Origin of the sequence: Kingella oralis, from assembly GCF_014054985.1 — a bacterium.
In the GTDB taxonomy this organism is placed as follows: Bacteria; Pseudomonadota; Gammaproteobacteria; order Burkholderiales; family Neisseriaceae; genus Kingella_B; species Kingella_B oralis.
The window spans coordinates 2,042,326-2,068,865 of record NZ_CP059569.1; the positions used below are offsets into that span (position 1 = coordinate 2,042,326).

34 protein-coding genes are annotated in these 26,540 nt (G+C 55.8%); 12 read left to right on the top strand and 22 right to left on the bottom strand.

Annotated elements, in window-relative coordinates; all coding sequences use genetic code 11:
- Positions 1-43: 43 nt before the first annotated feature.
- From H3L93_RS10920 to H3L93_RS10935, 4 genes are all read left to right on the top strand, one after another.
- Entirely contained in the window at positions 44-1,618 is a 1,575-nt protein-coding gene (locus tag H3L93_RS10920; protein WP_003798785.1) for a vWA domain-containing protein, read from the top strand.
- A 181-nt stretch (positions 1,619-1,799) separates the two neighbouring features.
- Entirely contained in the window at positions 1,800-2,135 is a 336-nt protein-coding gene (locus H3L93_RS10925; protein ID WP_040559176.1) for a hypothetical protein, read from the top strand.
- A 160-nt stretch (positions 2,136-2,295) separates the two neighbouring features.
- Complete coding sequence (locus H3L93_RS10930; RefSeq protein ID WP_040559175.1) at positions 2,296-3,774, top strand: RNA ligase; 1,479 nt, start codon at positions 2,296-2,298, stop codon at positions 3,772-3,774.
- A 120-nt stretch (positions 3,775-3,894) separates the two neighbouring features.
- Positions 3,895-4,257: an ACP-like domain-containing protein gene (locus H3L93_RS10935; protein WP_003798776.1), complete on the top strand. Its 363-nt coding sequence runs from the start codon at positions 3,895-3,897 to the stop codon at positions 4,255-4,257.
- A gap of 128 nt (positions 4,258-4,385) precedes the next feature.
- Here the strand turns inward: H3L93_RS10935 and rpsI are convergent, their stop codons facing one another.
- The 7 genes from rpsI to H3L93_RS10970 all read right to left on the bottom strand — a co-directional run bounded on the left by rpsI (position 4,386) and on the right by H3L93_RS10970 (position 7,948).
- Positions 4,386-4,778, bottom strand: a complete 393-nt coding sequence (gene rpsI / locus H3L93_RS10940) for a 30S ribosomal protein S9 (protein ID WP_003798774.1) — start codon at positions 4,776-4,778, stop codon at positions 4,386-4,388.
- A gap of 11 nt (positions 4,779-4,789) precedes the next feature.
- Positions 4,790-5,221, bottom strand: coding sequence for a 50S ribosomal protein L13 (rplM, locus tag H3L93_RS10945; protein ID WP_003798772.1), 432 nt, complete (start codon positions 5,219-5,221; stop codon positions 4,790-4,792).
- A 43-nt stretch (positions 5,222-5,264) separates the two neighbouring features.
- Positions 5,265-6,059: a glycosyltransferase family 2 protein gene (locus H3L93_RS10950; RefSeq protein WP_003798771.1), complete on the bottom strand. Its 795-nt coding sequence runs from the start codon at positions 6,057-6,059 to the stop codon at positions 5,265-5,267.
- Between the two features lie 5 nt (positions 6,060-6,064).
- Positions 6,065-6,238 carry a protein MIGRI gene (locus tag H3L93_RS10955; protein WP_003798769.1) on the bottom strand — a complete coding sequence of 58 codons (174 nt, stop codon included), beginning with the start codon at positions 6,236-6,238 and terminating at the stop codon, positions 6,065-6,067.
- A gap of 144 nt (positions 6,239-6,382) precedes the next feature.
- Positions 6,383-6,835: a hypothetical protein gene (locus H3L93_RS10960; RefSeq protein ID WP_003798766.1), complete on the bottom strand. Its 453-nt coding sequence runs from the start codon at positions 6,833-6,835 to the stop codon at positions 6,383-6,385.
- Positions 6,832-7,059, bottom strand: a complete 228-nt coding sequence (locus H3L93_RS10965) for a hypothetical protein (protein WP_003798762.1) — start codon at positions 7,057-7,059, stop codon at positions 6,832-6,834. The genes H3L93_RS10960 and H3L93_RS10965 overlap by 4 nt, the downstream gene beginning before the upstream one ends.
- 73 nt (positions 7,060-7,132) lie before the next feature.
- Entirely contained in the window at positions 7,133-7,948 is an 816-nt protein-coding gene (locus tag H3L93_RS10970; protein ID WP_003798760.1) for a symmetrical bis(5'-nucleosyl)-tetraphosphatase, read from the bottom strand.
- Between the two features lie 166 nt (positions 7,949-8,114).
- Between H3L93_RS10970 and H3L93_RS13030 the strand changes: the two genes are divergently transcribed.
- Both H3L93_RS13030 and H3L93_RS10975 read left to right on the top strand, forming a co-directional pair.
- On the top strand, positions 8,115-8,309 hold the full coding sequence (locus H3L93_RS13030) for an NAD-dependent epimerase/dehydratase family protein (RefSeq protein WP_211204743.1): 195 nt from the start codon (positions 8,115-8,117) through the stop codon (positions 8,307-8,309).
- Positions 8,294-8,848 (top strand): NAD-dependent epimerase/dehydratase family protein, encoded by a 555-nt coding sequence (locus H3L93_RS10975; RefSeq protein WP_003798756.1) that lies wholly within the window; start codon positions 8,294-8,296, stop codon positions 8,846-8,848. Before H3L93_RS13030 ends, H3L93_RS10975 begins: the two co-directional genes overlap by 16 nt.
- A gap of 190 nt (positions 8,849-9,038) precedes the next feature.
- Here the strand turns inward: H3L93_RS10975 and H3L93_RS10980 are convergent, their stop codons facing one another.
- A complete protein-coding gene (locus tag H3L93_RS10980) occupies positions 9,039-9,647 on the bottom strand; it encodes a transferrin-binding protein-like solute binding protein (protein WP_003798753.1) in 609 nt (202 codons plus the stop codon).
- A gap of 101 nt (positions 9,648-9,748) precedes the next feature.
- Here H3L93_RS10980 and H3L93_RS10985 point away from each other — a divergent pair, with 101 nt between their 5' ends.
- Both H3L93_RS10985 and H3L93_RS10990 read left to right on the top strand, forming a co-directional pair.
- Entirely contained in the window at positions 9,749-10,153 is a 405-nt protein-coding gene (locus tag H3L93_RS10985; protein WP_182077686.1) for a hypothetical protein, read from the top strand.
- A 403-nt stretch (positions 10,154-10,556) separates the two neighbouring features.
- Positions 10,557-10,838, top strand: a complete 282-nt coding sequence (locus H3L93_RS10990) for a hypothetical protein (RefSeq protein ID WP_003798747.1) — start codon at positions 10,557-10,559, stop codon at positions 10,836-10,838.
- Positions 10,839-10,855: 17 nt separating this feature from the next.
- On the opposite strand, the gene H3L93_RS10995 is transcribed toward H3L93_RS10990, so the two are convergent.
- The 12 genes from H3L93_RS10995 to H3L93_RS11045 all read right to left on the bottom strand — a co-directional run bounded on the left by H3L93_RS10995 (position 10,856) and on the right by H3L93_RS11045 (position 17,750).
- A complete protein-coding gene (locus H3L93_RS10995; RefSeq protein ID WP_040559173.1) occupies positions 10,856-11,695 on the bottom strand; it encodes an NAD-dependent epimerase/dehydratase family protein in 840 nt (279 codons plus the stop codon).
- A 318-nt stretch (positions 11,696-12,013) separates the two neighbouring features.
- Positions 12,014-12,145 carry a hypothetical protein gene (locus H3L93_RS13390; RefSeq protein WP_003798741.1) on the bottom strand — a complete coding sequence of 44 codons (132 nt, stop codon included), beginning with the start codon at positions 12,143-12,145 and terminating at the stop codon, positions 12,014-12,016.
- A 10-nt stretch (positions 12,146-12,155) separates the two neighbouring features.
- Positions 12,156-12,590, bottom strand: a complete 435-nt coding sequence (locus tag H3L93_RS11000; protein ID WP_003798738.1) for a DUF6636 domain-containing protein — start codon at positions 12,588-12,590, stop codon at positions 12,156-12,158.
- 333 nt (positions 12,591-12,923) lie between these two features.
- On the bottom strand, positions 12,924-13,316 hold the full coding sequence (locus H3L93_RS11005) for a toxin-antitoxin system YwqK family antitoxin (protein ID WP_040559172.1): 393 nt from the start codon (positions 13,314-13,316) through the stop codon (positions 12,924-12,926).
- 70 nt (positions 13,317-13,386) lie between these two features.
- Entirely contained in the window at positions 13,387-13,575 is a 189-nt protein-coding gene (locus H3L93_RS11010) for a hypothetical protein (RefSeq protein ID WP_003798732.1), read from the bottom strand.
- Between the two features lie 494 nt (positions 13,576-14,069).
- Positions 14,070-14,552 (bottom strand): DUF2269 family protein, encoded by a 483-nt coding sequence (locus H3L93_RS11015; protein ID WP_003798726.1) that lies wholly within the window; start codon positions 14,550-14,552, stop codon positions 14,070-14,072.
- Positions 14,549-14,923 (bottom strand): DoxX-like family protein, encoded by a 375-nt coding sequence (locus tag H3L93_RS11020; protein ID WP_003798724.1) that lies wholly within the window; start codon positions 14,921-14,923, stop codon positions 14,549-14,551. Before H3L93_RS11020 ends, H3L93_RS11015 begins: the two co-directional genes overlap by 4 nt.
- A complete protein-coding gene (locus H3L93_RS11025; protein ID WP_003798722.1) occupies positions 14,910-15,308 on the bottom strand; it encodes a hypothetical protein in 399 nt (132 codons plus the stop codon). The genes H3L93_RS11020 and H3L93_RS11025 overlap by 14 nt, the downstream gene beginning before the upstream one ends.
- Positions 15,309-15,417: 109 nt before the next feature.
- A complete protein-coding gene (locus tag H3L93_RS11030) occupies positions 15,418-15,879 on the bottom strand; it encodes a hypothetical protein (protein WP_040559171.1) in 462 nt (153 codons plus the stop codon).
- A gap of 9 nt (positions 15,880-15,888) precedes the next feature.
- Positions 15,889-16,407 carry a GbsR/MarR family transcriptional regulator gene (locus tag H3L93_RS11035; protein ID WP_003798717.1) on the bottom strand — a complete coding sequence of 173 codons (519 nt, stop codon included), beginning with the start codon at positions 16,405-16,407 and terminating at the stop codon, positions 15,889-15,891.
- Between the two features lie 132 nt (positions 16,408-16,539).
- Positions 16,540-17,193, bottom strand: coding sequence for an NAD(P)-dependent oxidoreductase (locus H3L93_RS11040; RefSeq protein ID WP_155803251.1), 654 nt, complete (start codon positions 17,191-17,193; stop codon positions 16,540-16,542).
- A gap of 62 nt (positions 17,194-17,255) precedes the next feature.
- Complete coding sequence (locus H3L93_RS11045; RefSeq protein WP_040559170.1) at positions 17,256-17,750, bottom strand: nuclear transport factor 2 family protein; 495 nt, start codon at positions 17,748-17,750, stop codon at positions 17,256-17,258.
- Positions 17,751-17,934: 184 nt separating this feature from the next.
- On the opposite strand from H3L93_RS11045, the gene H3L93_RS11050 reads away from it, so the two are divergent.
- Together H3L93_RS11050 and H3L93_RS11055 are read left to right on the top strand one after the other, a co-directional pair.
- Entirely contained in the window at positions 17,935-18,279 is a 345-nt protein-coding gene (locus H3L93_RS11050; protein WP_003798711.1) for a winged helix-turn-helix transcriptional regulator, read from the top strand.
- Between the two features lie 151 nt (positions 18,280-18,430).
- Positions 18,431-20,479 carry an AAA family ATPase gene (locus H3L93_RS11055; RefSeq protein WP_003798707.1) on the top strand — a complete coding sequence of 683 codons (2,049 nt, stop codon included), beginning with the start codon at positions 18,431-18,433 and terminating at the stop codon, positions 20,477-20,479.
- A 298-nt stretch (positions 20,480-20,777) separates the two neighbouring features.
- Here H3L93_RS11055 and edd read toward each other — a convergent pair whose 3' ends face one another.
- Positions 20,778-22,607 (bottom strand): phosphogluconate dehydratase, encoded by a 1,830-nt coding sequence (gene edd / locus H3L93_RS11060; protein WP_003798704.1) that lies wholly within the window; start codon positions 22,605-22,607, stop codon positions 20,778-20,780.
- Between the two features lie 209 nt (positions 22,608-22,816).
- Between edd and H3L93_RS11065 the strand changes: the two genes are divergently transcribed.
- A complete protein-coding gene (locus tag H3L93_RS11065; protein ID WP_003798703.1) occupies positions 22,817-23,317 on the top strand; it encodes a GNAT family N-acetyltransferase in 501 nt (166 codons plus the stop codon).
- Positions 23,318-23,608: 291 nt separating this feature from the next.
- Positions 23,609-25,045, top strand: a complete 1,437-nt coding sequence (gene zwf / locus H3L93_RS11070; RefSeq protein ID WP_003798701.1) for a glucose-6-phosphate dehydrogenase — start codon at positions 23,609-23,611, stop codon at positions 25,043-25,045.
- A gap of 64 nt (positions 25,046-25,109) precedes the next feature.
- Here the strand turns inward: zwf and H3L93_RS11075 are convergent, their stop codons facing one another.
- Positions 25,110-26,423: a chloride channel protein gene (locus tag H3L93_RS11075; RefSeq protein WP_003798699.1), complete on the bottom strand. Its 1,314-nt coding sequence runs from the start codon at positions 26,421-26,423 to the stop codon at positions 25,110-25,112.
- Positions 26,424-26,540: the final 117 nt, after the last annotated feature.

A 26,540-nucleotide genomic window follows, 5' to 3' on the forward strand; every position in this document is an offset into this window, starting at 1 on the left:
TCAGACTGCCTAATAAATATTACTGATTAAAATTAAAAAGGAAATGAAAATGGCTAATACCAACTTGTTCCAATCCGTCAAACAAAAACTTTTCCATGCCGACACGCGCAACGAAGCGGGTGGCTTGGCATACACCCTTTCCCCCAAACAACAGCTCGCGCAGCTGGCGACAACAGGCTGCCTAAACAGCACTTTTTACGCCACCGCCGAAAACCAGTTGGCGCAGGTGCTTGCGCTGGCAAACGGCTTGGATGCGGAATTTATCGCCAAAACCGCGATTTATGCGCGCGAGCATGGTTATATGAAAGACATGCCCGCGCTTCTGCTGGCGGTGTTGGCGCAAAAAGACGTGGCGATGCTGGCGCGTGTGTTTGACCGCGTGGCGGACAACGGCAAAATGCTGCGCAACTTCGCGCAGATGGTGCGCAGCGGTGCGGTGGGGAGAAAATCGTTTGGCTCGCGTCCGAAAAAACTGGTGCAGCAATGGCTGCTGTCGGCAAGCGAACGCCAATTGTTGAACGCGGCGGTGGGCAACAATCCTTCGCTGGCTGACGTGGTAAAAATGGTGCATCCGAAACCGCGCGAAGCGTGGCGTGCCGCGTGGTTCGCATGGCTGATTGGCAAACCCTACGATGCCGAAGCCTTGCCCCCGCTTACGCAAGCGTTTGAACAGTATAAAAAAACCCGTTCAGGCTGCCTGCCCGATGTGCCGTTCCAAATGCTCACCGCGCTGGATTTGGACGCGGCGGCTTGGGCGCAGATTGCGGCAAACGGCTCTTGGCAGCAGGTGCGCCAAAATCTGAATACGTTTCAACGACACGGCGTGTTTGCCGACCAAGCCAACGTGCGCCTTGTTGCCGACAAACTGCGCGATGCCGAGGCGATTGCGCGGGCGCGGGTGTTGCCGTATCAATTATTGACCGCGTTTCAGGCTGCATCGGACGAAATGCCGCACGCCATCCGCGATGCGCTGCAAGACGCGATGGAGCTGGCGGTGAAAAACGTGCCCAGTATTCAAGGCAATGTGGTGGTGTGCCCCGATGTGTCGGGCTCGATGAACAGCCCCGTTACCGGCTATCGCGGCTCAGCAACCAGCGCGACAACGTGCGTGGACGTGGCGGCGTTGCTGTCCGCCGCCATGTTGCGCACCAATCCGCACGCACAGGTGCTGCCGTTTGAAACCCGCGTGGTGGATGTGCGCCTCAATCCGCGCGACAGCATCATGACCAATGCGGAAAAACTCGCCCGCATTTGCGGTGGCGGCACAATGTGCAGCGCGCCCTTGGCGGAGCTGAACCGCCGCAAAGCCGAGGTGGACTTGCTGATTATGGTGTCGGACAACGAAAGCTGGGCAGACCGCGAGCAACATTGGAACAGCAAAACCAGCCTGATGAAAGAATGGGACACGCTCAAACGCCGCTGCCCGCAAGCCAAGCTGGTTTGTCTGGATATTCAGCCCTACACCACCGCGCAGGCGCAAAACCGCAGCGATATTCTGAATATCGGTGGGTTCAGCGACAGCGTGTTCAGCCTCATCGGCACGTTTGCCGAACGCGGCATGAGCGCGGATTTTTGGGTGGACGAGATTGAACGCATCGCGCTGCCCGAAGCCATGTAAACACGCGCAATCGTCACCAAACGGCTTGCCCGATGGTTTCAGGCAGCCTGAAAAGCCATTTTGGCAGAACGTTTTTTCTTCAACCCGCCGCGCTGGGCAGCTTAAGCGCAACAAAGGCAGCCTGAAAACCAAATGGCACGCGCCACCCGTTTTCAGGCTGCCTATCCAAAGGAAATCCCCCATGACCCTATGGCAAACCATTGCAAGCGCGTTTCTGCTGCTTGCCGTTTACATCATCATCGCCATCCGACGCGAAAACCGCCGCGTGGAACAGCTCCGCGCCCAATCGCTCCCCGCCGCGCAAGATGCCGTTAAAATCCGCCCCGATATGCGCTACCAAATCAAAATGTCCGACAGGCAAATGTTTGACAACGTCGCCATCATCGGGCAAATCCGCGGCGAGAATAACCCGTTCGGCGGCTGGGACGGCTTGTTCGTGCTGCGCCTGCCCGACAACCGCCGCGCATTCGTGCGGCAAAGCAGCGTGCGCTATATTTTGGAAACAGCGGCAGCCTGAAAACCTGTTTTGCCGATGCGTCGCCCGTTTTCAGGCTGCCTTATAAACCGCCCCCATGCCCAAACCGCATAAAGGCAGCCTGAAAACCGTAGGCTTCAACGAAGTTAAAACGGGTAACGCGCCGCTGCCCGCCAACCCCAACACCTAAGGAACCCCCACCATGCAAAAATTCATTCTCCTGCGCGGACACCAAGGCTCGGGCAAAACCACCCACGCCGCCGAACTCATCGCCCGATTCCAAAGCGCCCATCCCCACGCCCAAATCGTCCACATAGAAAACGACCAAGAACTCACCAACGCAAACGGCGAATACCAATGGAGCAGCGAAGCCCTCGCCGCCGCGCAAGAAAAAGGACGCGCCCGCTTCAAAACCGCGCTCAAACAAGGGCAGCAACACCCCGAGCACGACATCCTCATCATCAATTCCAACACCAACCAAAAAACCGCCGCCTGCATCCAAATGCTGCAAGCCGCCCGCAAACACGGCTTTCAAACCGAGGTGTACCGCCTGCACAATTTCCACCCCAACACCCACGGCGTTGACGAAGCCGGCGTGCTCGCCGCCTACATCAGGCTCAACCAAAACCCGCTGCGCGACGAAATCCATCTCCCCGCCATGCAGCCCATGTCGCCCGAACAACACGCCAAAATTCAAGAAATGACCCAATTCAAAAACCGCGCCCCGCAATACGATGCAACCCGCCACACCTACATCACCGAAGACTACTTGCGCCTTGGCAAACGCGATTTCAGCATCAAACCCAGCAAAAAATATCCCCAGCTCTCCGTGCTCAAATACGCCCGCAGCGTGTTCTACGAAAACCGCTTTGACAACGCCCTGCTGGAAATGCGCGGCATCGTGTTAGACCAACACAACCAAATCATCATCCGACCGTTCAACAAAGTGTTTAACTACTCCGAACGCATCGCCGCCAACAGCCGCTACCCCATCCGCATCGCAGATAACCACCGCCTCAACGCCGTGGTCAAAGTGAACGGCTTTCTCGGCTGCTGCACCTTTGTGCGGCTGCCTGAAAACCACCCCAGCCACGGCGCAGCCTTCGACAACCGAACCCTCTATTCCACCACAGGCTCGCTGGATAGCGATTTCGCCCGCCTCTTGCAAACCCATTGCGCCCGGTATGAAGCCCTATTCCAAGCCTATCCCAACCACACCTTTATGTTTGAAATCACCGACCCCGGCGATGTCCACATCATCCGAGAAACATTCGGCGAAACCCTAATCGGCATCCGCAACGTTGCCACAGGCGAACAATTCACCGAAAGCCGGCTAGACCAAATCGCCCAAGAGCACGGCATCGCCCGTCCGCAAACCCTAACCGACATCACATTCGGCGAACTCAAAGCCCTGCTCAAAACCGTGGAACACGAAGGCTTTATGGTGTTTGACGCCGACACGGGCGAAATGCTGTTCAAGCTCAAATCGCCGTATTACCTGATTTCCAAATTTCTCGGGCGCAGCAACGAGGGCAACCTCGGGCGCAAACTGGACAAACGCCACGTGGACGAAGAATACTACCCCCTAATCGACCACATCCGCGAAAACCAAGCCGCGTTCAACGCCATGAACGAACTGGAAAAAATCGCGTTTATTCAAGCGTTCTTGCGCGAATTATGACCAAAACGGTTCAAATTTGTTTATTACACAGGATTACACCCCCCAAACCCAAACTAACACCCCCCCGCGTAAGATGCGCGCCTTCCCAGTCGGGATGCAAACAAACACAGGAGATTTACCATGAACAAACTTGCTGCAACGCTTATCGCTGCTGCAACCTTAATCGCTTCCGGCACGGCATTTGCCATGACCCCAAAAACCGTGCACTACAACTGCCAAGGCGACAAAACATTGGATGTAACCTATTCATTCAACAAACAAAATCTGCCTACCAAAGTCGTTGCCAAAATCAACGGCAAACGCCGCACCCTGCCCATCAATCTAGCCCATTCCGACATTGCCGGCACCAAATTCGGCAAAGTGGGCGGCTACATGATTGACACGGCGTATGTAGACACAACCACATACGACCAAGTAACCATCGGCACGGTAACCGCGCCGAACAACAGAATTTTGTATAAAGAATGCCGCCCTGAGAATTAAGGCGTAAACAATAAAGCAGCCTGAAAACGCAAAATGGTTTTCAGGCTGCTTTTTTATTCGGCATTTCCACGCGAGATAATCCGAAAAACAAAAAACACTCCGAAGAGTGTTTTTTGGATAAACGCAGATTAACGTTTTGAGAATTGTTTTGCGCGACGTGCTTTGCGCAAACCTGCTTTTTTACGTTCCACTTCGCGGGCATCGCGGGTAACGAAGCCTGCTTGCGAAAGCGCGGGTTTCAATGCTGCGTCATAGTCAATCAAAGCACGGGTAATGCCGTGGCGAATCGCGCCTGACTGTCCTGTTTCGCCGCCGCCGACTACGTTTACTTTGATGTCAAATGCTTCAACGTTTTCAGTCAAAACCAAAGGTTGGCGCACCACCATGCGGCTGGTTTCGCGTGAAAAGAATTCATCAATGGGACGACCGTTTACGATGATTTCACCTTTGCCTTTTTGCAAGAACACGCGGGCTACTGAGCTTTTGCGGCGACCTGTGCCGTAGTAATATTTACCGTTCATTTGTCGTGTCCTTATTTGATTTCAAGTACTTTGGGTTGTTGCGCGGCATGTTGGTGTTCTGCGCCTGCATAAACTTTGAGTTTGCGAATCATGGCGTAACCCAAAGGCCCTTTGGGCAACATGCCTTTTACGGCTACTTCTAATGCGCGACCGGGTTGTTTTTCTTGCATTTGGCGGAAGGTGCGCTCATACAAGCCGCCGGGGAAGCCTGAGTGGCGGTAGTATTTTTTGCCTTCAAATTTGTTGCCTGTTACGCGCAGTTTGTCGGCGTTGATGACGATGATGTAGTCGCCTGTATCAACGTGCGGGGTGTATTCTGGTTTGTGTTTGCCACGCAAACGGCTGGCGACTTCGGCTGCTACGCGCCCAAGCACTTTGTCTGTGGCATCAATCACAAACCATTCGCGTTGCACTTCATGCGGTTTCGCTGAAAAGGTTTTCATAAAATGGTTTCCAATAAATATTAGATAAAAGAAACGGCGGATTTTAGTGGGTTTCGGGGGGGGTGTCAATGTGTTGTTGGCTTTTTATTGCGCGGTTTCGTTCGTTGAGTTTGGCGTATTTGTAGTATGAGCCTGCGGCTTGGGTGAGGCAGATGGTGAGCCCGTCTGCGCCGTGTTTCCAGCCGCTTTTGAGAAGGTAGCTGCGGATGAAACTCCACGCGCCGTGCATTAAGGCAGCAAGGGGGCTGCTGGTTTTTTGCCCTGCGTTTTGCTCGGCATATAGGCTGCTGTATTGTTGCATTTTGCTAATCAGGGCTTCGATGCTGTCGTAGGTGTAGTGGTTGAGATTACCTTGCAGCAGTTGGGGGCGGATGCCTTGGGGGATGATAAGGGCTTCGTGGACGGCGCGTTGGTTGTATTGAGTGTGGGTGCGGTTGTAGAGGCGGGGGATGATGTCGGGCGACCAGCCGCAGCCTGTGATGGGGCGGCGTTGGTAGTGGTTGATGCGGTTAAGGGCGTAGATGTTTTCAGGCTGCGTTAGGTCGGCTTGTTGGATGCTGGCAAGCAGCTCGGGGGTGATGATTTCGTCGCTGTCTATGTTGAGTATCCAGTCGTTTTTGGCGAGGGCGGCGGCGCGGTTTTTCATGTTGCCAAAGCCGTCGAATGGGTGGTGGTGGAGGGTTACGTTGGGGTATTGGGCGGCGATGGTGAGGGTGTTGTCGGTGGAGTCGTTGTCTAGCAAGAGCACTTCGTTGAAGCTGGCGAGGGCGTTGAGGGCTTCGGCTAGGCAGCGTTCGGCGTTTTTGACGAGCATGGTTACGGTGATGGGGGTGTTCATGGCGTTCAGTCTTTGAGCAGGGTGTAGGCGGCGGCAATCAGGCTGCCCATCAGGAGGATGGCGGCGATTTGTTTGGCGGTGGCATCGATGGCGCGTTGTTGCCGTCGGGTGAGCAGGTTGCGGATGATGACGACGATGAGGACGAATACGCTGACAAGGGTGAGATAGCGGGTGAGCATGGCGGGTGTGATTGAGGCAGCCTGAAAGGGAACGGGTTTTCAGGCTGCCTTGGGATGCGGGGAAACGGGGCAGCCTGAAAACGGGCGAAGCGGGTTTCAGCGAAGCTAAAACGCGCATCTGAAAGTTTTCAGGCTGCCTTGGGATTATTTGTTGAGTTTGGCGGTGGCGGCTTTGTCTAAGCGGCAGTTGTCGGCAATGACGCTTTGTTGTGCGCCTGCTTTTTCGGCTACGGAGAGTTTGCCGCCATCCACTTGGGTGAGTTTGCTGGCATCGGCGGGCATGGTGGTCCACACGGTGGTGCGCTCGGCGGGGTCGTTGCTGATAAAGCGGTTGAGTAGATTGAAGCTGGTGTCGCGCCACATGCCGGGGGTGATTACGCCGTTGATGCGCACTTGGGCGACGATGGGTTGGTTGTTTTTGATGCCATACATGGCGGTGAGTTTGATGTTTTGCAGTTTGTTGTCTTGCAGGATTTGGCAGGTGTAGGCGACTTCTTTTTTGCTGTCGATGTCGCTTTCGCTGCCAGCGGGCGCGGCTTGGGCGGCGAAGGTGGTGGCGGCGAGCAGGGCGGCGGTGAGGATGGGGATGCGTTTCATGTTGTCTCCGTTTCGTTGGGGTGGCGGTTGCCACGACTGGGCGCGATTAGACTGCTTTTGGATGGGGTTGTCAAATGGGTTTGCGTTTGCTTTACATGTTGGGCGGGGATTGAGGCAGCCTGAAAGCCAAAATGGAATGGCAACGGCGCATCGCTCAATAAGAACCTGTGTTCAAGCGGAGCTTTACGGGTTGGCGTGATGTCGGCGAGCTGCCGACACTCCATCTGGTTGTGGGTCGTACAAACATTTCAGGCTGCCTCGATGGCGTTCATTTGAGGCAGCCTGAAAATGGGTTAGTCAAAATTGTTTACGCTGAAAGCTGGGCTGGGTAAAGCGTTCACCTGTGCGGATGTTTACGGCGGTGAGTTCTTCGCCCCACAGCGCGCCTGTATCCAGCGACCAGATGTGTTTTTCGCGGCGGTAACCCAGCGCCGACCAATGCCCGAAAATGATTTCGTGGCTGGTGTGCTGGCGGTGGGGCGCGTCAAACCATGCGCGTTTGGGCGCGGGGATGCGCGCGTAGGTTTCTTTGTAGTCGTAGTCTAGGCTGTTGTCGGGGTTGAGCACGCGCATTCGGGTGAAGACGTTGGTGATGATGCGCAGACGGTCTATGCCTTGGCTTTCAGGCTGCCATTGGCTGGGGTGGTTGCCATACATTTGCGCGAAGAATGTACGGGCTTGGCTGCCCGAAATCTGCGCGGCAACTTCGTTGGCAAGCGCTTGCGCTTGCGGGATGCTCCAATCGGGGTGGATGCCTGCGTGCACAAGGGCGTGGCTGGCGGTGTGGCGCATCAGCGGCTGTTGGCGCAGCCAGTCGCGCATTTGCGGCATTTGCGGGTGGTTGAGGATGGCATCGAGGGTGTCGCGGTGTTTGAGTTTGCCGTAGCCGTGCATCAGGGCGAGCAGGTGTAGGTCGTGGTTGCCGAGCACAATTTGCACGCTGTTTTCGTGTTGCATACAGTATTGCAGGCATTCTAGCGATTGCGGTCCGCGATTGACGATGTCGCCCACCAGCCAAAGGGTGTCGCGGCTGGGGTTGAATTGGATTTGGTTGAGCAGGGCGGTGAACTCGGCGTAGCAGCCTTGTAGGTCGCCGATGGCGTAGTGGGACATAATCTTTTTGCGAATGATGACAAGGGTGGGAATTGTAAGGCAGCCTGAAAGTTTGTGGCGGGCTTTTTCAGGCTGCCTTTTAGATGCGTTGCTTTATTGGCAAAACCTTGTTGCGCGAAACATTGCGTATAATCGCGCGCTTTTAACGTTACCAAAGGAAAACGAAATGGCTCAAAAACTGTTTGTGGCGGGCGCAAGCGGCGTGATTGGTTTGCCGTTGTGCAAAATGCTGCTGGCGGCTGGGCATGAAGTGTATGGCACCACGCGCAGCTCCGCCAAAGCGCAAATGCTGATGGCGCACGGCATTAAGCCGATAATTTTATTGATGCGTTTGACGCCGATGGCTTGCTTAAAGAATTAGACGAAATCCGCCCCGATGTGGTGTTCCACGAACTCACCGACCTGCCCGATGGCTTGGCTGCCGACCAAATGGAAGCCGCGTTGGTGCGCAATGCCCGCATCCGCGACGAGGGCACGCGCAATTTGGTGCGCGCGGCAAAAGCGGCGGGCGTGAAAAAAATCATCGCGCAAAGCATTGCGTTTGTGTACGCGCCCGACGCGCCGCAGCCCGTTACCGAGGATGCGCCGCTGCTGGATTTTGCCGAGCCTGCTTACGGCGAAACCGCTCGCGCGGTGCACAGCTTGGAGCAGCAAATCACCACCGACCCTGCGTTTATCGGCGTTGTGTTGCGTTATGGCTGTCTGTATGGCGCGGGCACGGGCTTTGATGCGCCTGTGGACTTTGCCCCGCCTGTGCACGCGGAAGCAGCGGCGCACGCGGCGGTGCTGGCGTTGCAATGCGAGCAATCGGGCATTTACAACGCAGCGGATGACGATGCGCGGCTGTCTAGTGAAAAAGCGAAACGCGAGCTGGGGTTTGATGCGGGGTTTCGGTTGTAAACGATAAACCGTTGTATTGGTTTTCAGGCTGCCTTAGCGGGGGATAATGAGGCAGCCTGAAAATGCTTTTACGTTTGTTGATAACGGGTTTACAAAAGGCAGCCTGAAACGGGGAAATCCTGTTTTCAGGCTCCTTAATATTGTCAGAAATAGAAAAACCCACTCCTGTGGGAGTGGGTTGCCAAATGGGTTAATTTTTGATTTGTCTTGCACCAAAAGAGCCCATAACTTTGTCGCCGTTGTATGTACCTCTAAACACGCCGCCCAGTTCATTAGCATTTGGACCGTAGAAATGACCTGTCATAAAGACATCACTTTTGCGATTAAATTGTGGACTGTTGTCAATTTTTGTTCCGCTGAATGAGTTACCTTCAATGGTGCCACTTAGTGGAATGCCACGAAGTCCTACTACCCCATCAATGGTTTTATTGCCAAAATCAACATAAAAATCAGCTTGGTCAGATTGTTGCCCCCATGGCAGACTTGTTGGGTGTTCACCTCTGTAGTATGAACCATTACCTTGATAATGGGCTTTTCCTGTGGTCGGCATTTGAGCAACAGGGGTTAAATCACCAATGGCAAACGCATAATATTCATGCTGTGCATTGGGATCATTGTACACCTTACCATGATATTGAACATGGTGACCAAAACGAACATAACTCATCCCTTTGGTATTAACCATAGTAGTACCACTCTTATCAGCAGTATTAATATCAGTCATAACATTAAACGGTATCTGCGCACTATCTAGTCTTGATTCGTAAACGGGAATCGTGCGCCCATTAACGGTAACCATTGAGTTTTTTTCGCCACTAATAGAAGCGGTGCGAGCAGTGGCTAAATTATCTTGGTTAGCGTAAAAGGCAGAACCGACACTAATCAGTTTTGGAGCCGGGGTTGGGGTTGGGGTTGGGGTTGGCGTTGGCGTTGGGGTTGGAGTTGGCGTTGGGGTCGGGGTTGGAGTCGGGGTCGGGGTTGGAGTCGGGGTTGGGGTCGGAGTTGGCGTTGGGGTCGGAGTTGGCGTTGGGGTCGGAGTTGGCGTTGGGGTCGGAGTTGGCGTTGGGGTCGGAGTTGGCGTTGGGGTCGGAGTTGGCGTTGGGGTCGGAGTTGGCGTTGGGGTCGGAGTTGGCGTTGGGGTCGGAGTTGGCGTTGGGGTCGGAGTTGGCGTTGGGGTCGGAGTTGGCGTTGGGGTCGGAGTTGGCGTTGGGGTCGGAGTTGGCGTTGGGGTCGGAGTTGGCGTTGGGGTCGGAGTTGGCGTTGGGGTCGGAGTTGGCGTTGGGGTCGGAGTTGGCTCTGGTTTAGGCGCAGGCGTAGGTTTTGGTCCAATAAAAGACAAATTGCCATTGATGCCATTACTGCTGCCACCACTGCTACAAGCAGAAAGGCTTAGCATAGCTGCCGAAACAAGCACGGCTAATGTTAATTTTTTCATTTGAATATTCCTATGTTAAATAAAATAGTAAAGATGTCTTTACAGACCTTTTCATTTTATTAAATCTTGTTGGATTTTGCATCTATGAAAACCTATATAGGCGGGAATTTTTCTATTTTTTGTAAATAACTCATTGTTTATAAAATTACTTTGTTTGTATCAACCAAAAAATATGTCGCGTAAATACAAATAATTGCGTGTAATGTAGCATTTTGGCTTCGCAATGCTGCTGCGCCACGCAGGCTGTCTTTAATTGATTCAGAAAGCCCCACCATGCACCAAACTCACGGCGACTCCTATCTCACCGCCCTCGCCCAAAAATACGCCCACGCTTTCCCGCCAGACGACATCAGCAACATTCAACATTATCTGCGCGTGGGCGAACACGAAATGGCGTGGGAATCGTTTGCGCTGTCGTGCCTCGCGCACACGGTCGCGCTCACAGTGGACGAAATTCGCGCTATCTATTTCCAACTCAACGCCTTAGGCTTGCAGCAAAACAGCGTTTATGTGGGCGATGTGGTAGCGTTGTTTGCCGCGCGATATATGCCGTAGCCGTTTCAGGCTGCCTTTTACGGATACCGATAAAACGCCTCCGCCCCCAACGGCTCGCGCCCCAGCAGCCGCGCAAAATCCCCCGTATCCGCCACTGAGCCTTGCGCCAGCAATTTCAGGCTGCCTGACGACAAAAAGCCATTGCTCAACACATTCGTCAACGGCAACACAGGGCGCAGCAACCCCATCGGCAACGCCCACACCGCAGGCGCAGCACGATGATGCAGCGTTTGCCGCAAAATCGCCAAATAACCCGCCAGCGTGGTTTTCAGGCTGCCTGCCATATTCACCACCGCGCCATGCGGCAACGGCTGCTCCGCCATATTCGCCAACGCCTGCGCCACATCGTCCGCGTGCACAGGCTGCAACGCAAACCGCCCGCCCGCAGGCAACACCAGCACCGGCAATCGCGCCAGCTTAATAAACAGCTCGCAACTCGCCCCGCCGCACCCAAACACCACGCTCGGACGCGCCATGTTCACCCGCAAACCGCTGGCACACACCGCCGCATCACCACGCCCCTTGCTGCCCACAAACGCCACCTCATGCGCCGCGTCCGCGCCCAATGCCGACAACTGCACCCACGTTTGCACGCCCGCCGCCCGCGCCAAATGCGCCAACTGCTGCGGCGCGTGATGATGCACCCGCTCCAACACATCGGCATGGCGGCTCATCACGCCAACGCAGTTCACCACGCAATCTTGCCCGTGCAACAAGCGTTGCGCCGCGTCCAAATCCAGCCGCATCAAGTCCAATTCCGCGTGCGATGGCGTGGTTACGTTGTGCTGCCGTTCGCGCAAGATTTTGGCTACGCGGCTGCCGATAAAGCCGCTGCCGCCGAGGATAAGAATGTTCATTTTGCATCGTTCCTTATTGTTGCTGATTGGATTGTTGGGTTGGGGCGGTTTTTGCGAACGCCAAAGGCAGCCTGAAAACCTTTGCACAAGCCCCAAGGCAGTCTGAAACACAACAACTGCCGTCATTCCCGCGTAGGCGGGAATCTTGTTTTACGTTTAGAAAATTTTGTAAAAACAATTTATTATGAAAATTTAGCCAAGATTCCCGCCTGCGCGGGAATGACGTTGCTTGGGGGTTGGGCATTTGACAAAGATTTCAGGCTAAGGCGTTGCTCAACCCCAAAGGCAGCCTGAAACCTCATTCGGCAAAGCCACTCCCTACTTCAACTCACCCTTTTCAGGCTGCCTTGGCAACGCAAATGTGCCCATAATCAAGCCACCGACTGCGCCGCCGCAGAGCAGATATTTGATGACCAGTTTGTCGGTGGGATAGTTGGGGTGGACGGTCATGGTGGTAATCCTAGAAAAAGCGTTGTTGGATGGAGGTGAGCGTGAAGCCGTGATGGTCGGCGTTTTGGCAGGTGATGCTGTGTGCTTGGGCGGTGCATCGCCAGTTTTTTCTGCGCTGGGTTTTGCCGTTTGCCAGCGGGGTTGTGCCGAGGGAGTGGAGCGTGTCGTCCACGCAAAAGGCGCGGGCTTCGCCATAGTCGTCTAATGCGAAGCGGTAGCCCCAATCGCGTTTTTGGCAGGCTTCGGGGCGGGCGGTGCGCGGCTGAATGTTGTCGGTACGTTGGTAGATTTCGCAGACGACGCCGCTGCTGTATTGCGAATAACCGCCGCATTGGATATTGCCGTTGTCGCTGCTGAACCAGATGTCGGGGTGGATTACAAGGGCGTGCGCGGGGGCGAGTGTGATGCTGAGTAGGATTGCGGCGAGGGGTGCGGTGGGTTTCATTGTTGTGCCTTTGGGGTGGGGATTTTGTGGGTTTCAGGCTGCCTTTGGGTTGATTGAAGGCAGCCTGAAAACCTTTTGCAAAACCGACAACCGATGGAGCATTGTCGGCTCGCCGACATCTTGGCAAAGCAGTCATACTCTGTTTAATCAGCCATTTGGCGGTAATCCGCCGCCGTTCCATTTTATAGTCGCTCCAATTAAGCCTTATACAGCGTTGGCTCGTCTTGCTGTACTACTTGTACTATCTGCGACTCGCCGCCTTGTATAAGACTTAATTGGAACGACTATAGATTTCAGGCTGCCTTTGATTGATTTAGGGCAGCCTGAAAACGTTTATTTCTGCGCACTCGGGCATTCGGCATCGTGGCAATAGTGCGTGGTGGTTTGCAGCGTGCCGTCTGCGGCGTAGCTTTGGGCTGCGCCGTGTTTTTCACCGTTTTGGTAGGCGGTGCTGGTTTTCAGGCTGCCGTTGGAATAATAGGTTTTGCTGATGCCTTGTTCGCGCCCTTGGGCATCGTGTTGGCTTTCGCTGGCGAGATTGCCTGAATTGAGCCAATAGCGGCGGCAGGTTTGCCCGCCGTCGGGGCGGGGGCTGCATTGGGCGGAGGAGGCTTTGTCTATGGGTGGGTTGTCTATGCTGGTGTCCACGCAGGATATGGGGCGCGGCTCGGCAAGCGCGGGGCTGGCGATGAGGGCAAGCGTGGCGATTAGGGCTAGGGGTTTCATGGGGGTTCTCGGAAAATGGGCGGAATGGGGCGTGTGGCGCAAGGCGATTGCTGCGCCACACGGTTACGCGCTATTTGCTAGCGGGTGCGCTGGCTTCTGGCGCGGGGGTGGCTTTGCTGGGGTGCGTCCATTGTTGCGCGGCGGGGGCGGCGGTGGTGGATTGCTCGGGCTGCGGATAGAAGCGTTTGGGGGGCTGGTGGCAGGCGAGCGCGTCGGTGCTGGCTAGGGCAAGCGCGGTGAGTAGGATGGATTTTTTCATGTTAGGTCTCCTTGTGGGATTGGTTACAAGACAGCCTGAAAACGCGGGGGCAAGCTACGGGATACGTTCCCAACACGCCCTTTGGCTTGTTGGCAAACCATTGCGCTGGCAAAGCAAAACGCTTGTGCTTCGCTAATCCCTTTTTCGGGCTGCCTTATGCGATTGGCTTACAAGGCAGCCTGAAACGCGGGCGCGGCAGCTTGAGCTACGGGATACGTTCCCCGCGCCTCGGGCGTGTTGGCATTCAACTTTTGCTGCAGATTTTGCGTCAGAAGGCGGTAGATGCAAGGCAAAAATACGAGCCTATGCCATTCATAGGCGAGTGTTTTTAACGCGGCAGATGCCGTCTTATGGCGCAAAAGCCGCCAAAATGTTGATTGCCAACACGCCCTTTGGCTTGCTTGCAAGCCGTGCGCTGGCAAAACCAAACCTTGCGCTTCGCCAAACGCCTTTTTCAGGCTGCCTAAATTGTAATCCAAGCGCAATTAGCCTTGTTAAATCGGTTTCATTACCATTAAAAAATAAATCACCACGGTGGCGCAAAACGCGGGGTAGCCGAGCAGCTCCCAGCAAAGCTGGCAACGCCGATAACGCGCGGGCAGGCGTGTTTCCCCCGCCGCCCAAGCCGCTGCCGACAACCGCGCCATTTGAATTTGCAGCCACACCACGGGCAGCCAACACGCGCCCGCCAGCGCGTACAACACCAGCGTCCACTTCACCCACAGCCAAGCCCCGCTCCACGACAGCGGCATGCCCATTTGATGCAGCAGCCACAAGCCCGACAGCGGCTGAAAAATCACCGCAGGCGTGGTAAACCACCAATCCGCCTTCATCACCCACCGCCCCACCACCGCTTGCGCCGCCACCGAGCCCGAGCGGTTTGCCCAGAACAAATAAAACGCTGTACCAAAGCCCGTGCCTACCATCAACGTTGCCGACAAAATATGCAAGGTTTTCACAATTAAATACGCATTCATGGCTGCGCCCTCCTGTTTGCATCACACAAATAAATCAATACTGCCAAAATCGGCACATTTTTCACCAACGGCGCAAACGGGTGCGCCCACATTTCAGGCAGCCTGAAAGCAATAATCACGCTATACCCCAGCACCACCGCCGCCTGCGCCGCCCAAAACCACGCGCAATCACGCAAACGCGTGCAACAGCCCAGTCCAAAAAACACGTCCAACGCGCAAGATAGCGCGAACATGGGCAAACAATAGGCAGCCTGAAAACCAACCCGCGCCAGCAAATCCAACGACTGCGGCAGCACAAACAACGCAGGTTGAATCCCGCTCCACAGCCACAAAAACGCCATGCTGTACACCAAACAATCAAGCCGTTTCATCGCGCCCCTCCTCCGCAGCGGGCGCAACCAGCGGCGCAGGCAAAAAACACCACGCCGCAATCATCGCCGCCGCCCCGCCCCACAACGCCACCCAAACCAGCCAATCCGATTGCGCCACCGATTTATCCAGCCACAGCGTCGCCCCCACCGCCACCGCTGTACACAAACCCACCGCGTGCAGCCGCCCCCAGCGCGTGCCGCGCGTGCGCCATACCGCCAGCCAAATGCCACACGCCAGCGCAGGCAACCAACCATACAGCAGGCTCGCCAACACCACAGGCAGCATCAACACGCCCAGCGGCAGCCCCACGCCGAAGCCGAATAGAACGGGGGCAAGTAAGGTGTACAGCGCGATAACGCGGGCGGCGGGATAGGGAGCGTTCATTTGTTTTGTTCCTAAATTTCTGTTAAAAGTGAAATAAATGGGGAAAAATTTTTGAGAGATTGGATTTCAGGCTGCCTTATCCTGCTTTTGAAGGCAGCCTGAAACGGCATTATTCTGCCTTGGGCAACACCAACGCCGCCAAAATCGCCGCTGCCAACGCACCCACAAAACCAAATAAAATCACCACGTCATCAGATGTCCACAGCAACGTAAACAGCACGCTTGCCACGCTGCCCACCAGCGCCGCCAAACCCGCGCTTTTCCACGAGCGCGTGCAACGCCGCCAGGCCAAGATTAAACCGCACAGCGTGGCAGGCAAGCAGCCGATTGCAGAGCCACCAACTATAAAGGCAATCATTATAAATAGCGGCATATCAAAATGTCCTCGCAACGCATCCACAACCATAGCGAACACAATAATCAGCAGCCCGCCCAGTCCACCGCCTAACAGCGTAAACACGCCAATCGCCTGCCCATTCGGATATTCAGGCTGCCTTTTCGCCAAATGGCGATACCCAATAATCGCCAGCGCAATCGCCAACAGCGGCAGCATAATGCCCCATTCATTCATGCCCCGCTCCTAACGCAAAAATTTCTGAATACTCGCACCCAGCTTCAACACGCGCGCCAGCGTGGTGGTGGACAGCTTCAACATCTCGTTCGCCCAACTGGTGAGTGTGCCGATGAAATCGCGCGTTTCGGTGATGCGGCGGCGCACGGCTTCGTTTTCCTGCGCAAATTCGGGGCTGTTTGCCAGCTCGTTCAAAAACGCCAAAGTCGGCTCAATTTCGCGGCGCTGGCGTTGCTCCACAATGGTGCGAAACAGTGTCCACACATCGTCGGATGTGGCGAAATAATCGCGCCTGTCGCCCAAAATATGGGTAACACTCACCAGTTGCAGCGACTGCAACTCTTTAATGCTGTTGGAAACATTCGAGCGCGCCACGTTTAGCGTTTCGCAAATTTCGTCGGCATTCATCGGCTTACCCAAAATGTAAAGCAGCGCGTGAATCTGCGCGACGGTGCGGTTCACGCCCCATTTGGTGCCCATTTCGCCCCAGTGCAAAATAAATCTTTCGGTTACGGGATTGAGTTTCATGTTTGGCTTTCGCTTGCGCGGGTTGGCAAAATTTCGCACAGGTTAAATATTTTTTAAATTTCTGTCAATACAGAAATTAAAGATTTTAAAAGCAGCCTGAAACGGCTGGATGCGTTTTCAGGCTGCCTCAAATCAGTTCGCCACGGTAAAGCGTTGGAACAGATGCGCTTTTTGTTCTACATCATCGGCAATCGCTGCCGCCAAATCGGGCACGGTAATATCAGCAGGCGAGCCATCGGCGTTAAGCAGCGCATCATCTTGCCCGATGCGATACGCGCCTTTTTTGTCAAAGCTCACGGGCGCAACGGCAAACATCACGGCAGGCGACAAAAACGCCCAGTTGATGTCGCGGCGCGGGCGCAAATCGTTGAGCAACACGCGCAAAGCGTTGGCGGCGGGGTAAACATCTGCGGGGAAATCGGGCGTGTCCACCAGTTGCACATTGGGCGCAACATTCAGGCTGCCTGCGCCGCCGACAATCAAGTAATACGGCAGATTGGCGGTTTTGAATGCGGCAAGCAAGTTGTCGTAGCCCGTTTTCACGTCTTGCGCCAAATTGGGGTTGTCCCAGCCCGCGTTAAACGCGCTCACCACCGCATCAAAGCCCGCCAGTTTACTGGCAAAATCGGGCGCGTTCACATCCGCTGCCACGGCGGTTACATTCGGGTGCTGCGCCACTTTGGCGACATTACGGGCAAACGCGGTTACTTGATGCCCACGCGCGGCGAATTCCAACACGGTGGCATTGCCCACCAAACCTGTTGCGCCGATTACTGCAATTTTCATCATAAACTCCTTGTGTTACGGTTAAAAAATCGTTTTCAGGCTGCCTTTATGCGCCTCAAATATCAAAACATACTTCTGCCGCTGGCGGTTTTCTCTTTGGGCACGGGCTGAATCACGTCCCAATGCTCCACGATTTTGCCGTCGTTATCAGAGCGGAAAATATCCACCACCGCTTCGCCTGCATCATCGGGCGATAGCTGGCTGTGAACGTGCAGCGCCACCAAATCGCCATCGGCAATCACCCGTTTTACGCTGGCGCGCGACTGCGGGTTTTGTTTTAAAAACGGCGCAAACGCATCGATAAACGCCTGCCCGCCGTCTGCCACCATCGGGTTGTGCTGCAAATATTCCTTGCCCACATATTGGCGCACGGCGCGCTGCAAATCGTGTTGGTTAAACGCCAATTCATAAAACGCCAGCGCGTTGGCTTTGTTGCGCTCTGCGGCGGATTGGGGTTGCGTCTGCGCGGGCGCGGTTTGCGGCGCGCGGGGTGAAACGGGCGAGCAAGCGGTTAAAGCCAAGCCTAATGCGGCTGCGGCGAGCAGGGTGTTGTTCATGGGAACTCCTTGTTGATTTTCAGGCTGCCTTTTGTTCGGCACGGGCAGCCTGAAAAGATTAAATAAAAGCGGTTTGCGTTGACCGAATGCCGCGCAGTATAATGGCATTACTTATTTTTAGTAAGTACTTACACTTTTGTAAGCATGGATTTTTTTGAAAACAGATTGTTTCGCAAGGATTTTTATGGAAAAAGGCAATGTTTTGGCCAGCGCCTGCCCCTCGCGCGAGATTTTGCGCCGTTTAACCAGCCGCTGGGGCTTGCTGGTGCTGGTGGTGCTGCGCGGCGGCACACATCGGTTTAGCGAACTGCGCCGCGCCATTGACGGCGTAAGCGAGCGGATGCTCACGCAAACCTTACAGCAGTTGGAACAAGATGGGATGCTGGTGCGCCAGTCGTTCCAAACCGTGCCGCCGCACGTTGAATACACGCTCACGGCGTTGGGCGAGGCGGCGGCGGAGAAAGTGGACGCGCTGGTGAACTGGTTGCAGGACAATCTAGACGACATCATGCGGCATCAGGCAGCCTGAAACCGAACACGGCAGCGCCGCCATGCCCGCTCTCCCGTGCCGCAGCCCACGCGTTTCAGGCTGCCTTTAAGCATCGCAAAGGCAGCCTGAAAACCCCAAACTCGCTATAATCCGCCCCTTTCCCCATCAACCCCCAATCCGTCATCCCAATATGCAAAACACACTCAACACCCTGTTCCAACAATGGGCATGGGACATCCTCTACCCGCTAGACGGGCAAAACCAATTCATCGGCAGCGACGGCTTTGAGCGCAGCGAAATCGCCCGCCTCATCGGCGCAGAAAACTGGTTCAACGAAGAAAACCCCTACGACCCCGCCGCCGCCCGCCGCCGGCTCAAAGCCGCCTACGAAGCATGGCAGCAGCAACACGACTTCGAACACATCTGGCAAACCAGCCTGCCCGACACCCTGCGCCACAACCTTGCCCAATGGCAAGCCATGAGCCACTTCAACGAAACCGAAACCCGCCTGCTCACCTTCGGCATCCTGCTGCACAGCCAATCCACCCTGTCGCGCCTGTGCAACCTGCTGGGCGATTTAGACGACAACGCCTGCTGCGAAGCCCTCGCCCAACTCTTGCGGCAGCCTGAAAACCAAATCACCGCCGCCCTGTCGCCCAAAGCCCCGCTCGCCAACATCGGGCTGATGCGCCTTGACCGCAACGACGAGTACTACATGAAAAGCAAAATCGACCTGCTCTCGCGCCGATTTGCCGACCTGATGCTCAACGCCCCCACCACCCCCACCGAAATCCTCAAACGCCACATTCTCCCCGCGCCGCAAACCCAGCTCACGCTTGGCGACTTCGCCCACTTGGGCGTGCTCGCCACCGCCGCCGAAGCCTATCTGCGCCAAGTGTTCGCGCAAAAACTTTCAGGCTGCAACATCCTCATCCACGGCGTGGCCGGCACCGGCAAAACCGAATTCAGCCGCGTGCTCGCCAGCGCGCTGGGCGTAGAGCTCTACGAAATCTCGTGGACCAACGAAGACGACAGCCCCGCCGACCGCGACGACCGCATGAACGCCCTGCGCATGGCGCAAAACATCCTCGCCGGGCAAAACAGCATGCTGATGTTTGACGAAGTAGAAGACTTGTTTGACCGCGGGCAACACGATTTCAGCCTCAACAAAGCATGGCTCAACCGCTTTTTAGAAAACAACCGCGTGCCCACCATCTGGATAGGCAACAACGTAGAACTCATCGACCCCTCCGCCGTGCGCCGCTTTGACATCGTCATCGAAATGAAAGCCCCGCCCGTTGCCCGCCGCGCCGAACTCATCGCCGGCTACACCCGCGATTTTATGGACAAATCCCAAATCCGCAGCCTCGCCGAACACGAAGCCCTCGTGCCCGCCCTGCTCAAACAAGCCCACAAAGTAACCCAAGCCACCAGCCAAGATTGGCAGCCTGAAAAACGCAGCGAACTCTTCCAAAAACTGCTGCAAAACACGCTCAAAGCCCAAGGCAACTACCACGCGCTCAACAAAACCGCCAAGCTGCCCGAAGTGTACAGCCTAGACTATCTCAACACCCCGCGCGATTTGCACCAACTCGCCCAAGGCATCATCGCCGCAGGGCGCGGCACCCTCTGCCTATACGGCGCAGCAGGCACAGGCAAAAGCGCGTATGCCGCATGGCTCTCCGAGCAAGCGGGCAAACAGCTTATCTACAAACGCAGCTCCGATTTGCTGTCCAAATACGTGGGCGAAACCGAGCAACTCATCGCCCAAGCCTTCGCCGAAGCCGAAGAAAACCAAGCCGTGCTGGTGTTTGACGAAGTGGACAGCTTCTTGCAAGACAGGCGCGGCGCCAACCAAAGCTGGGAAATCACCCAAGTGAACGAAATGCTCACCCAAATGGAAGCCTACCAAGGCATCTTCATCGCCACCACCAACCTGATGCGCAACCTAGACCAAGCCGCCCTGCGCCGCTTTGACTTCAAGCTGGAATTTTCGCCGCTGCGCCCCGACCAAGCATGGAAGCTGTTTCAAGCCCACTGCGCCCAACTTAGCTTGCCCTGCCCCGATGAGCTGCGCAGCGAAGTCGCCCGCATCAGGCAGCTGGTGGCAGGCGATTTTGCCGTTGCCGCCAAGCAAGCGCGCATCACCCCGTTTGCTGATGCCCAAGCCCTGCTCGCCAGCTTGCAACTAGAATGCAGCCTAAAAGAAGGCGGCAAAGGGGCGATGGGGTTTGTGTGAGATGGGGCGGGTTGATTGAAACACGCACACTAAAAGGCAGCCTGAAAACGAGCGCAGCGAGTTTCTGCGAAGCTAAAACAGCATAAAAAACCGTTTTCAGGCTGCCTTGCTTCCCATTAGCCGTAGGGCGTGCCGCTTCACTGCACACGCAGTTTGCCCGCAGCCCCCAAGCCCTGCAAACCCAAAAACAGCAAATTGCCCAAGCCTACCCAAACGTAAAGGCAGCCTGAAAACGCAAAATACCGTTTTCAGGCTGCCTTGGTCTTGTTCTCAACGCCCCGCGCTTACCCCGCCCCTATCACGCAAAATCCCCGCCAAAGCTCATCGCCCCCGTTTCCGCGCTGCTGGTTTGCGCGCGAAAGCCTGCAAACAATTCGCGCCCGATGCCGTGCGTATTTTTGCTTAAATCGGGCGCAGGGATGTCGCGCGCGTTCCATTCGGCTTCGTCCACCAGCACATTTAATTCGCCCGTTTTGGCGTTGAAGCGAATCATGTCGCCGGTGCGGATTTTGCCGATGTTGCCGCCCATCAAGGCTTCGGGCGACATATGAATCGCGGCAGGCACTTTGCCCGATGCGCCCGACATCCGTCCATCGGTAACCAACGCCACTTTAAAGCCACGGTCTAGCAAAATCGCCAGCGGCGGGGTTAATTTGTGCAGCTCGGGCATCCCCATCGCGCGTGCGCCCTGAAAGCGCACCACGCACACAAAATCGCGCTCCAACTCGCCGCGCTCAAACGCCGCCAACACTTCGCGCTGGTCGTTAAACACAATGGCGGGGGCTTCCATTTCAAAATGTTCGGGTTTCATGGCAGACACTTTAATCACGCTGCGCCCCACGTTGCCGCGCATCAGGCGCAAGCCGCCATCGGGCGAGAACGGCGCGGCAACGGTGCGCAAAATACCGGTGTCGCGGCTTTCGGCAACCGCGTCGCGCCATTCCAGCTTGCCGTCAATCAAAAACGGCTCTTGCGTGTACGCCGCCATGCCACGCCCAACCACGGTGTCCACATCGTCATGCAGCAAGCCCGCGTCGCGCAGTTCGCGGATAACAAACGGCAAGCCACCTGCCGCGGCAAAGTGGTTCACATCCGCCTGCCCGTTGGGATACACGCGAATCAGCAAAGGGATGATGGACGAGATTTCGTCAAAATCGTCCCAATTCAAAATTACGCCCGCCGCGCGCGCCATCGCCACCAAGTGCATGGTGTGGTTGGTGGAGCCGCCTGTTGCCATCAAGCCTATCATGGCGTTGGTAAACGATTTTTCGCTCAGCATTTCGCCCAGCGGTTTCAGGCTGCCTGATTGGATGCCCTGCACCATGCGCGCGCCCGCATAGCGCGTTAAAGCCTCGCGCATCGGCGTGTAGGGGTTGAAAAACGCGGCGGCGGGCAGATGCACGCCCATCAATTCCATCATCATTTGATTGGAATTTGCCGTGCCGTAAAAGGTGCAAGTGCCCGCGCTGTGATACGAGCCTAGCTCGCTTGCCAACAAGGCATCACGCCCCACTTTGCCCTCGGCAAAAAGCTGGCGCGTGCGGGCTTTTTCTTTGTTGCTGATGCCGCTTTCCATCGGGCCGGCGGGCACAAAAATAGCGGGCAAATGTCCGCACGACAACGCGCCTATCATCAAACCCGGTACGATTTTGTCGCACACGCCAAACAGCAACGCGCCGTCAAACATCTGATGCGACAAACCCACCGCCGTGCTCATGGCAATCACATCGCGCGAAAACAGCGACAATTCCATGCCCTCGTAGCCCTGCGTGATGCCGTCGCACATCGCGGGCGTGCCCCCCGCCACTTGCGCGGTTGCGCCGTATTTTTGCACTTCGTCTTTAATCCAATCGGGAAAATCTTTAAACGGCTGGTGCGCCGACACCATGTCGTTATACGCGCTAATCATGCCGATATTGGGCACATTGGGCTGCTGCATTTGGATTTGGATGGTTTTGGGCATGGCGGCATAGCCGTGTGCCAAGTTGGAGCAGCCTAGCCGGTCGCGCTGCACTTTGCCTTGTTTGATGTATTGGCGAATCCGCGCCAAATAGGCGGTGCGCGTAGGGCGGCTGCGGTCAATAATGCGCTGGGTGATTTCGGCGAGTTTGGGGTGGAGAGGGGTCATGGTTTGCGTCTTTCATTTTGTTTTGTAGCTTAACTACAAAAATAATATTTTGCTGCGGGTTTCAATCTTATCGCACGGGGCGGAATTATACCGAAAAATTGCTAATACGACTGTTTTAAATCAATTTTCGCGCACGCTGCCGAATAGACAAAATTCATGCCAATGTGTAGGATTACTACGGTTTAAGGCAGCCTGAAAAAGGAATCCGCATGACTGATTTCATCATCCGAACCCCACGCCCCGAAGAAGCCGCCACAATGGCAGAAATTGAAGCCTTGGGCTTTACCCCCGCAGAAGCGGCGAGCCTCGCACAGATTACCGCGCGATTGGCGGTGTTTCCCGAGCAATTTTTTGTGTCAGAGCAAGATAACCGCGTGGTGGGCTTTATCAACGGCTGCTCGGCGGATACGCCGCATCTGCCCGACAAATTTTACGCCGATGCCCGCCATCATCAGCCCAACGGTGCGTATGCGTTTGTGTTTGGCTTGGCGGTGCATCCCGATTATCAGCGGCGCGGCATGGCGGCGGCGTTGCTCAATCATTACATCGCCGCCATGCGCGAGCGCGGCAAACGCGGCGTGGTGCTCACCTGCAAGGCGCATTTGCTGGATTACTATCGCGGCTTTGGCTTTGTGCACGGCGGCGTGGCGGATTCGGAACACGGCGGGGCGGAATGGCATGAGATGACGCTGCTGTTTAGCGGGCGTTGAGGCAGCCTGAAATGGGTCAATATGATTTTCAGGCTGCCTATTGTATGGGAACCGCCCGTTGAGGCAGCCTGAAAACCAACATAAAGCAGCGACGGCTCATCGCCAAACGGCGTGTTCAATCAGGTTTTACGGGTTGGAACCCTGTCGGCGGGTTTTTGATGCGCCATCGGTTGTCGGTGTTAAACAATTTTCAGGCTGCCTATCGCGGCGCCCCCCCCTTTCAGGCAGCCTGAAAAGCCGCAAATCTTTTATAATGGCGCAATCATGCCCCCATAGAACAAGGAATCCGCTATGTCTCAAACCAATTTTGATATGGTTATCTTCGGCGCAACCGGCGATTTATCTATGCGCAAGCTGTTGCCCAGCTTGTATCAGGCGCACGCCGCAGGCTTGCTGCATCCCGATGCGCGCATTTTGGGCGTGTCGCGCAGCCAGTTTGACACCGCACAATTTTTGGCAAAAGTGGAAACCGACAGCAAAATCCACATCAAACACCATTTCAGCGACGCGCTTTGGGCTTCGTTTATCAAGCGCATTCAATATTTGTCTTTAAACGTGAGCGAGCCCGAACATTTTGCCAAGCTGGGCGAAGTAGTCAAAGCGCGCAAAGAAACGGATAACGTGATTATCTATCTTTCCACCGCGCCCAAATTCTTCGCCCCCGCCTGCGAAAACCTTGCCGCCGTGGGCTTGAACGCGGATAACGTGCGCATTGTGTTGGAAAAACCATTGGGCACGGATTTAGCCTCATCGCAAGCCATCAACGCCGATGTGGCGCGGTTTTTCAAAGAAGAACAGATTTACCGCATTGACCACTACCTCGGCAAAGAAAGCCTGCAAAACGTGTTGCCGCTGCGCTTTGGCAATGTGTTCCTTGAACCGATTTGGCACAAAGATTTCGTGCAGTCCGTGCAAATCACCATCGCCGAGCAGTTGGGCGTGGAAGAGCGCGGCGAGTTCTACGACATCACCGGCGCGTTGCGCGATATGGTGCAAAACCATTTGATGCAGATGCTGTGCTTTGTGGCGATGGAGCGCCCGAAATCGCTGGGCGCGGATGATGTGCGCGATGAGAAATTGAAAGTGGTTGCCGCGCTCAAACCGATGACTTCTGCCGATGTGGATAAAAACGTGGTGCGTGGGCAATACACCGCCTCAGGCAGCCTGAAAGGCTATTTGCAAGAGCATAAAGTGCCTGCCGATAGCCGCACAGAAACCTATGTTGCCATCCGCGCCGAAGTGGACACGCCGCGCTGGCAGGGCGTGCCGTTTTACCTGCGCACGGGCAAACGCATGGCAGCACGCAGCGCGCAAATTGTGTTGAACTTCAAACCCGATGCGGGCAGCTTGTTCGGCAGCCATGCCAACCGCTTAATCATCAGCTTGCAGCCCGATGAAACCGTGTCGCTCAAATGGTTTGTGAAACAAGTGGGCAGCGGCTTGAACGTAGCCCCCGCCGAAATGGTGTTGGACATGGGCAAAGCGGTGGACGGCCGCCGCGCTGAGGCTTATGAATTGCTGCTGCGCGAGGTGATTGACGGGCGTTTGGCGTTGTTTAACCGCCGCGACGAATTGGAAAAGGCTTGGGAATGGGTGATGCCGATTTTGGACAACTGGGCAACTTCGCCTGTGCCGCCGCACGGTTATCCTGCTGATAGCTGGGGGCCTGAGGCGGCGCGGAAACTACTGGCGCGGGATGGGAATTTGTGGGTGGAAGAGCAGGGGTGAGGTTGATTGAACTGCATGAATAGGCAGCCTGAAAACGGGTAAACACGTTTTCAGGCTGCCTACTTCATTTCCCCGCCTTACACTCCTCCGCCACGCGCTGGCGAAACCGCGCCGCCGCCGCATGGTAAAACGGCTTGGGCGAAAACTGCCGCGACACCGCCGTCGCCACCAAGCCCCCCATCAGCATCCACACCAAAAGCTGCTGGCTGCCCGTCATCTCCATCACCACCACGCTTGCCGTCAGCGGCGATTGCGTTGCCCCCGACAAAAACGCCACCATCCCCAGCAACACCAACACATTCCCGCCCAGCCCCAAGCCCGCGAGCTGCGCCAAATCATGCCCAATCATCGCACCGATGGTTAAACACGGCGTAAAAATCCCACCGGGGATGCCCGCCCAATAAGAAAAAATCGTCGCCAGCCATTTCCACAGCGACATGCCAAACGGCGCATGATATTGGTTGTGCAACGCCTCCAACACCTGCGCCGAGCCCGTGCCATAAGCATCCCCGCCGCTGATTGTGCCCACCGCTGCCAGCAAAAGCCCCATCAGCCCCGCCAGCAAAATCGGGCGACGCTGCACCCAAGCCTTCCAGCCCGCCGCAGGAATCACCCAGCCCACGCCTTTAAACAGCAAACGGCTAAACAAGCCCCCCATCACGCCGCACACCAACGCCACCGCCAGCACCCAAAGCCACAAATGCTTCACCTCCGTGCCATACGCATAAAAATTGCTGAAATACGGGTGGTTGCCCATAATCGCCACCTGCGCAAAACCCGCCGCCAAAATGCCGATAAAAATCTGCCGTTCCCAGCGCAGCATCACATCGCGCCCCAGCTCTTCAATCGCAAAAATTACCCCCGCCAAAGGCGCGTTAAACGCCGCCGCCAAGCCCCCTGCCGCGCCTGCCGCCAGCAAATCGTTATCCTGCAAGCCCGTAAACGCCAAATTGTGCTTCTTGCACCACCGCCCCCAGCTTGCCATCACCGCCGCCCCCACCTGCACCGAAGGCCCCTCCCGCCCAATAGAAGCCCCGCACAGCATTCCCAAAAACGTCAGCGGCACTTTCAACAACGTCTCCCGAAAGCCCAGCGCCCGCTTTTTCGTGCGCCCATACGGCAGCACAATCGACGCAATCACCTGCGGAATCCCGCTGCCCACCGTGTAAGGCGCAAACCGCCGCATCAGCCAAGCAATCAGCATCAGGCCCAGCGGCAACGCCACCCAAGCAAACCACGGATAAGTTTTCACCCAATGCCGATTGTGCTCCAAAGCAAATTCCGCCATCTGCGCAAAAATCATCGACACCCCCGCCACCAGCAGCGAACCAATCAGCAAATACAGCAACGGCACCGATTTTCGCGACAAGCGCCGCATCTGCCGCCATTTTCTACGCGCCCAAAAACGGCAACGCCGCACAAAATTTATCCAAGACATGATGACCCCGTGTGATGATTGGAATGGATGGTTTGAAATGATTTTCAGGCTGCCCCA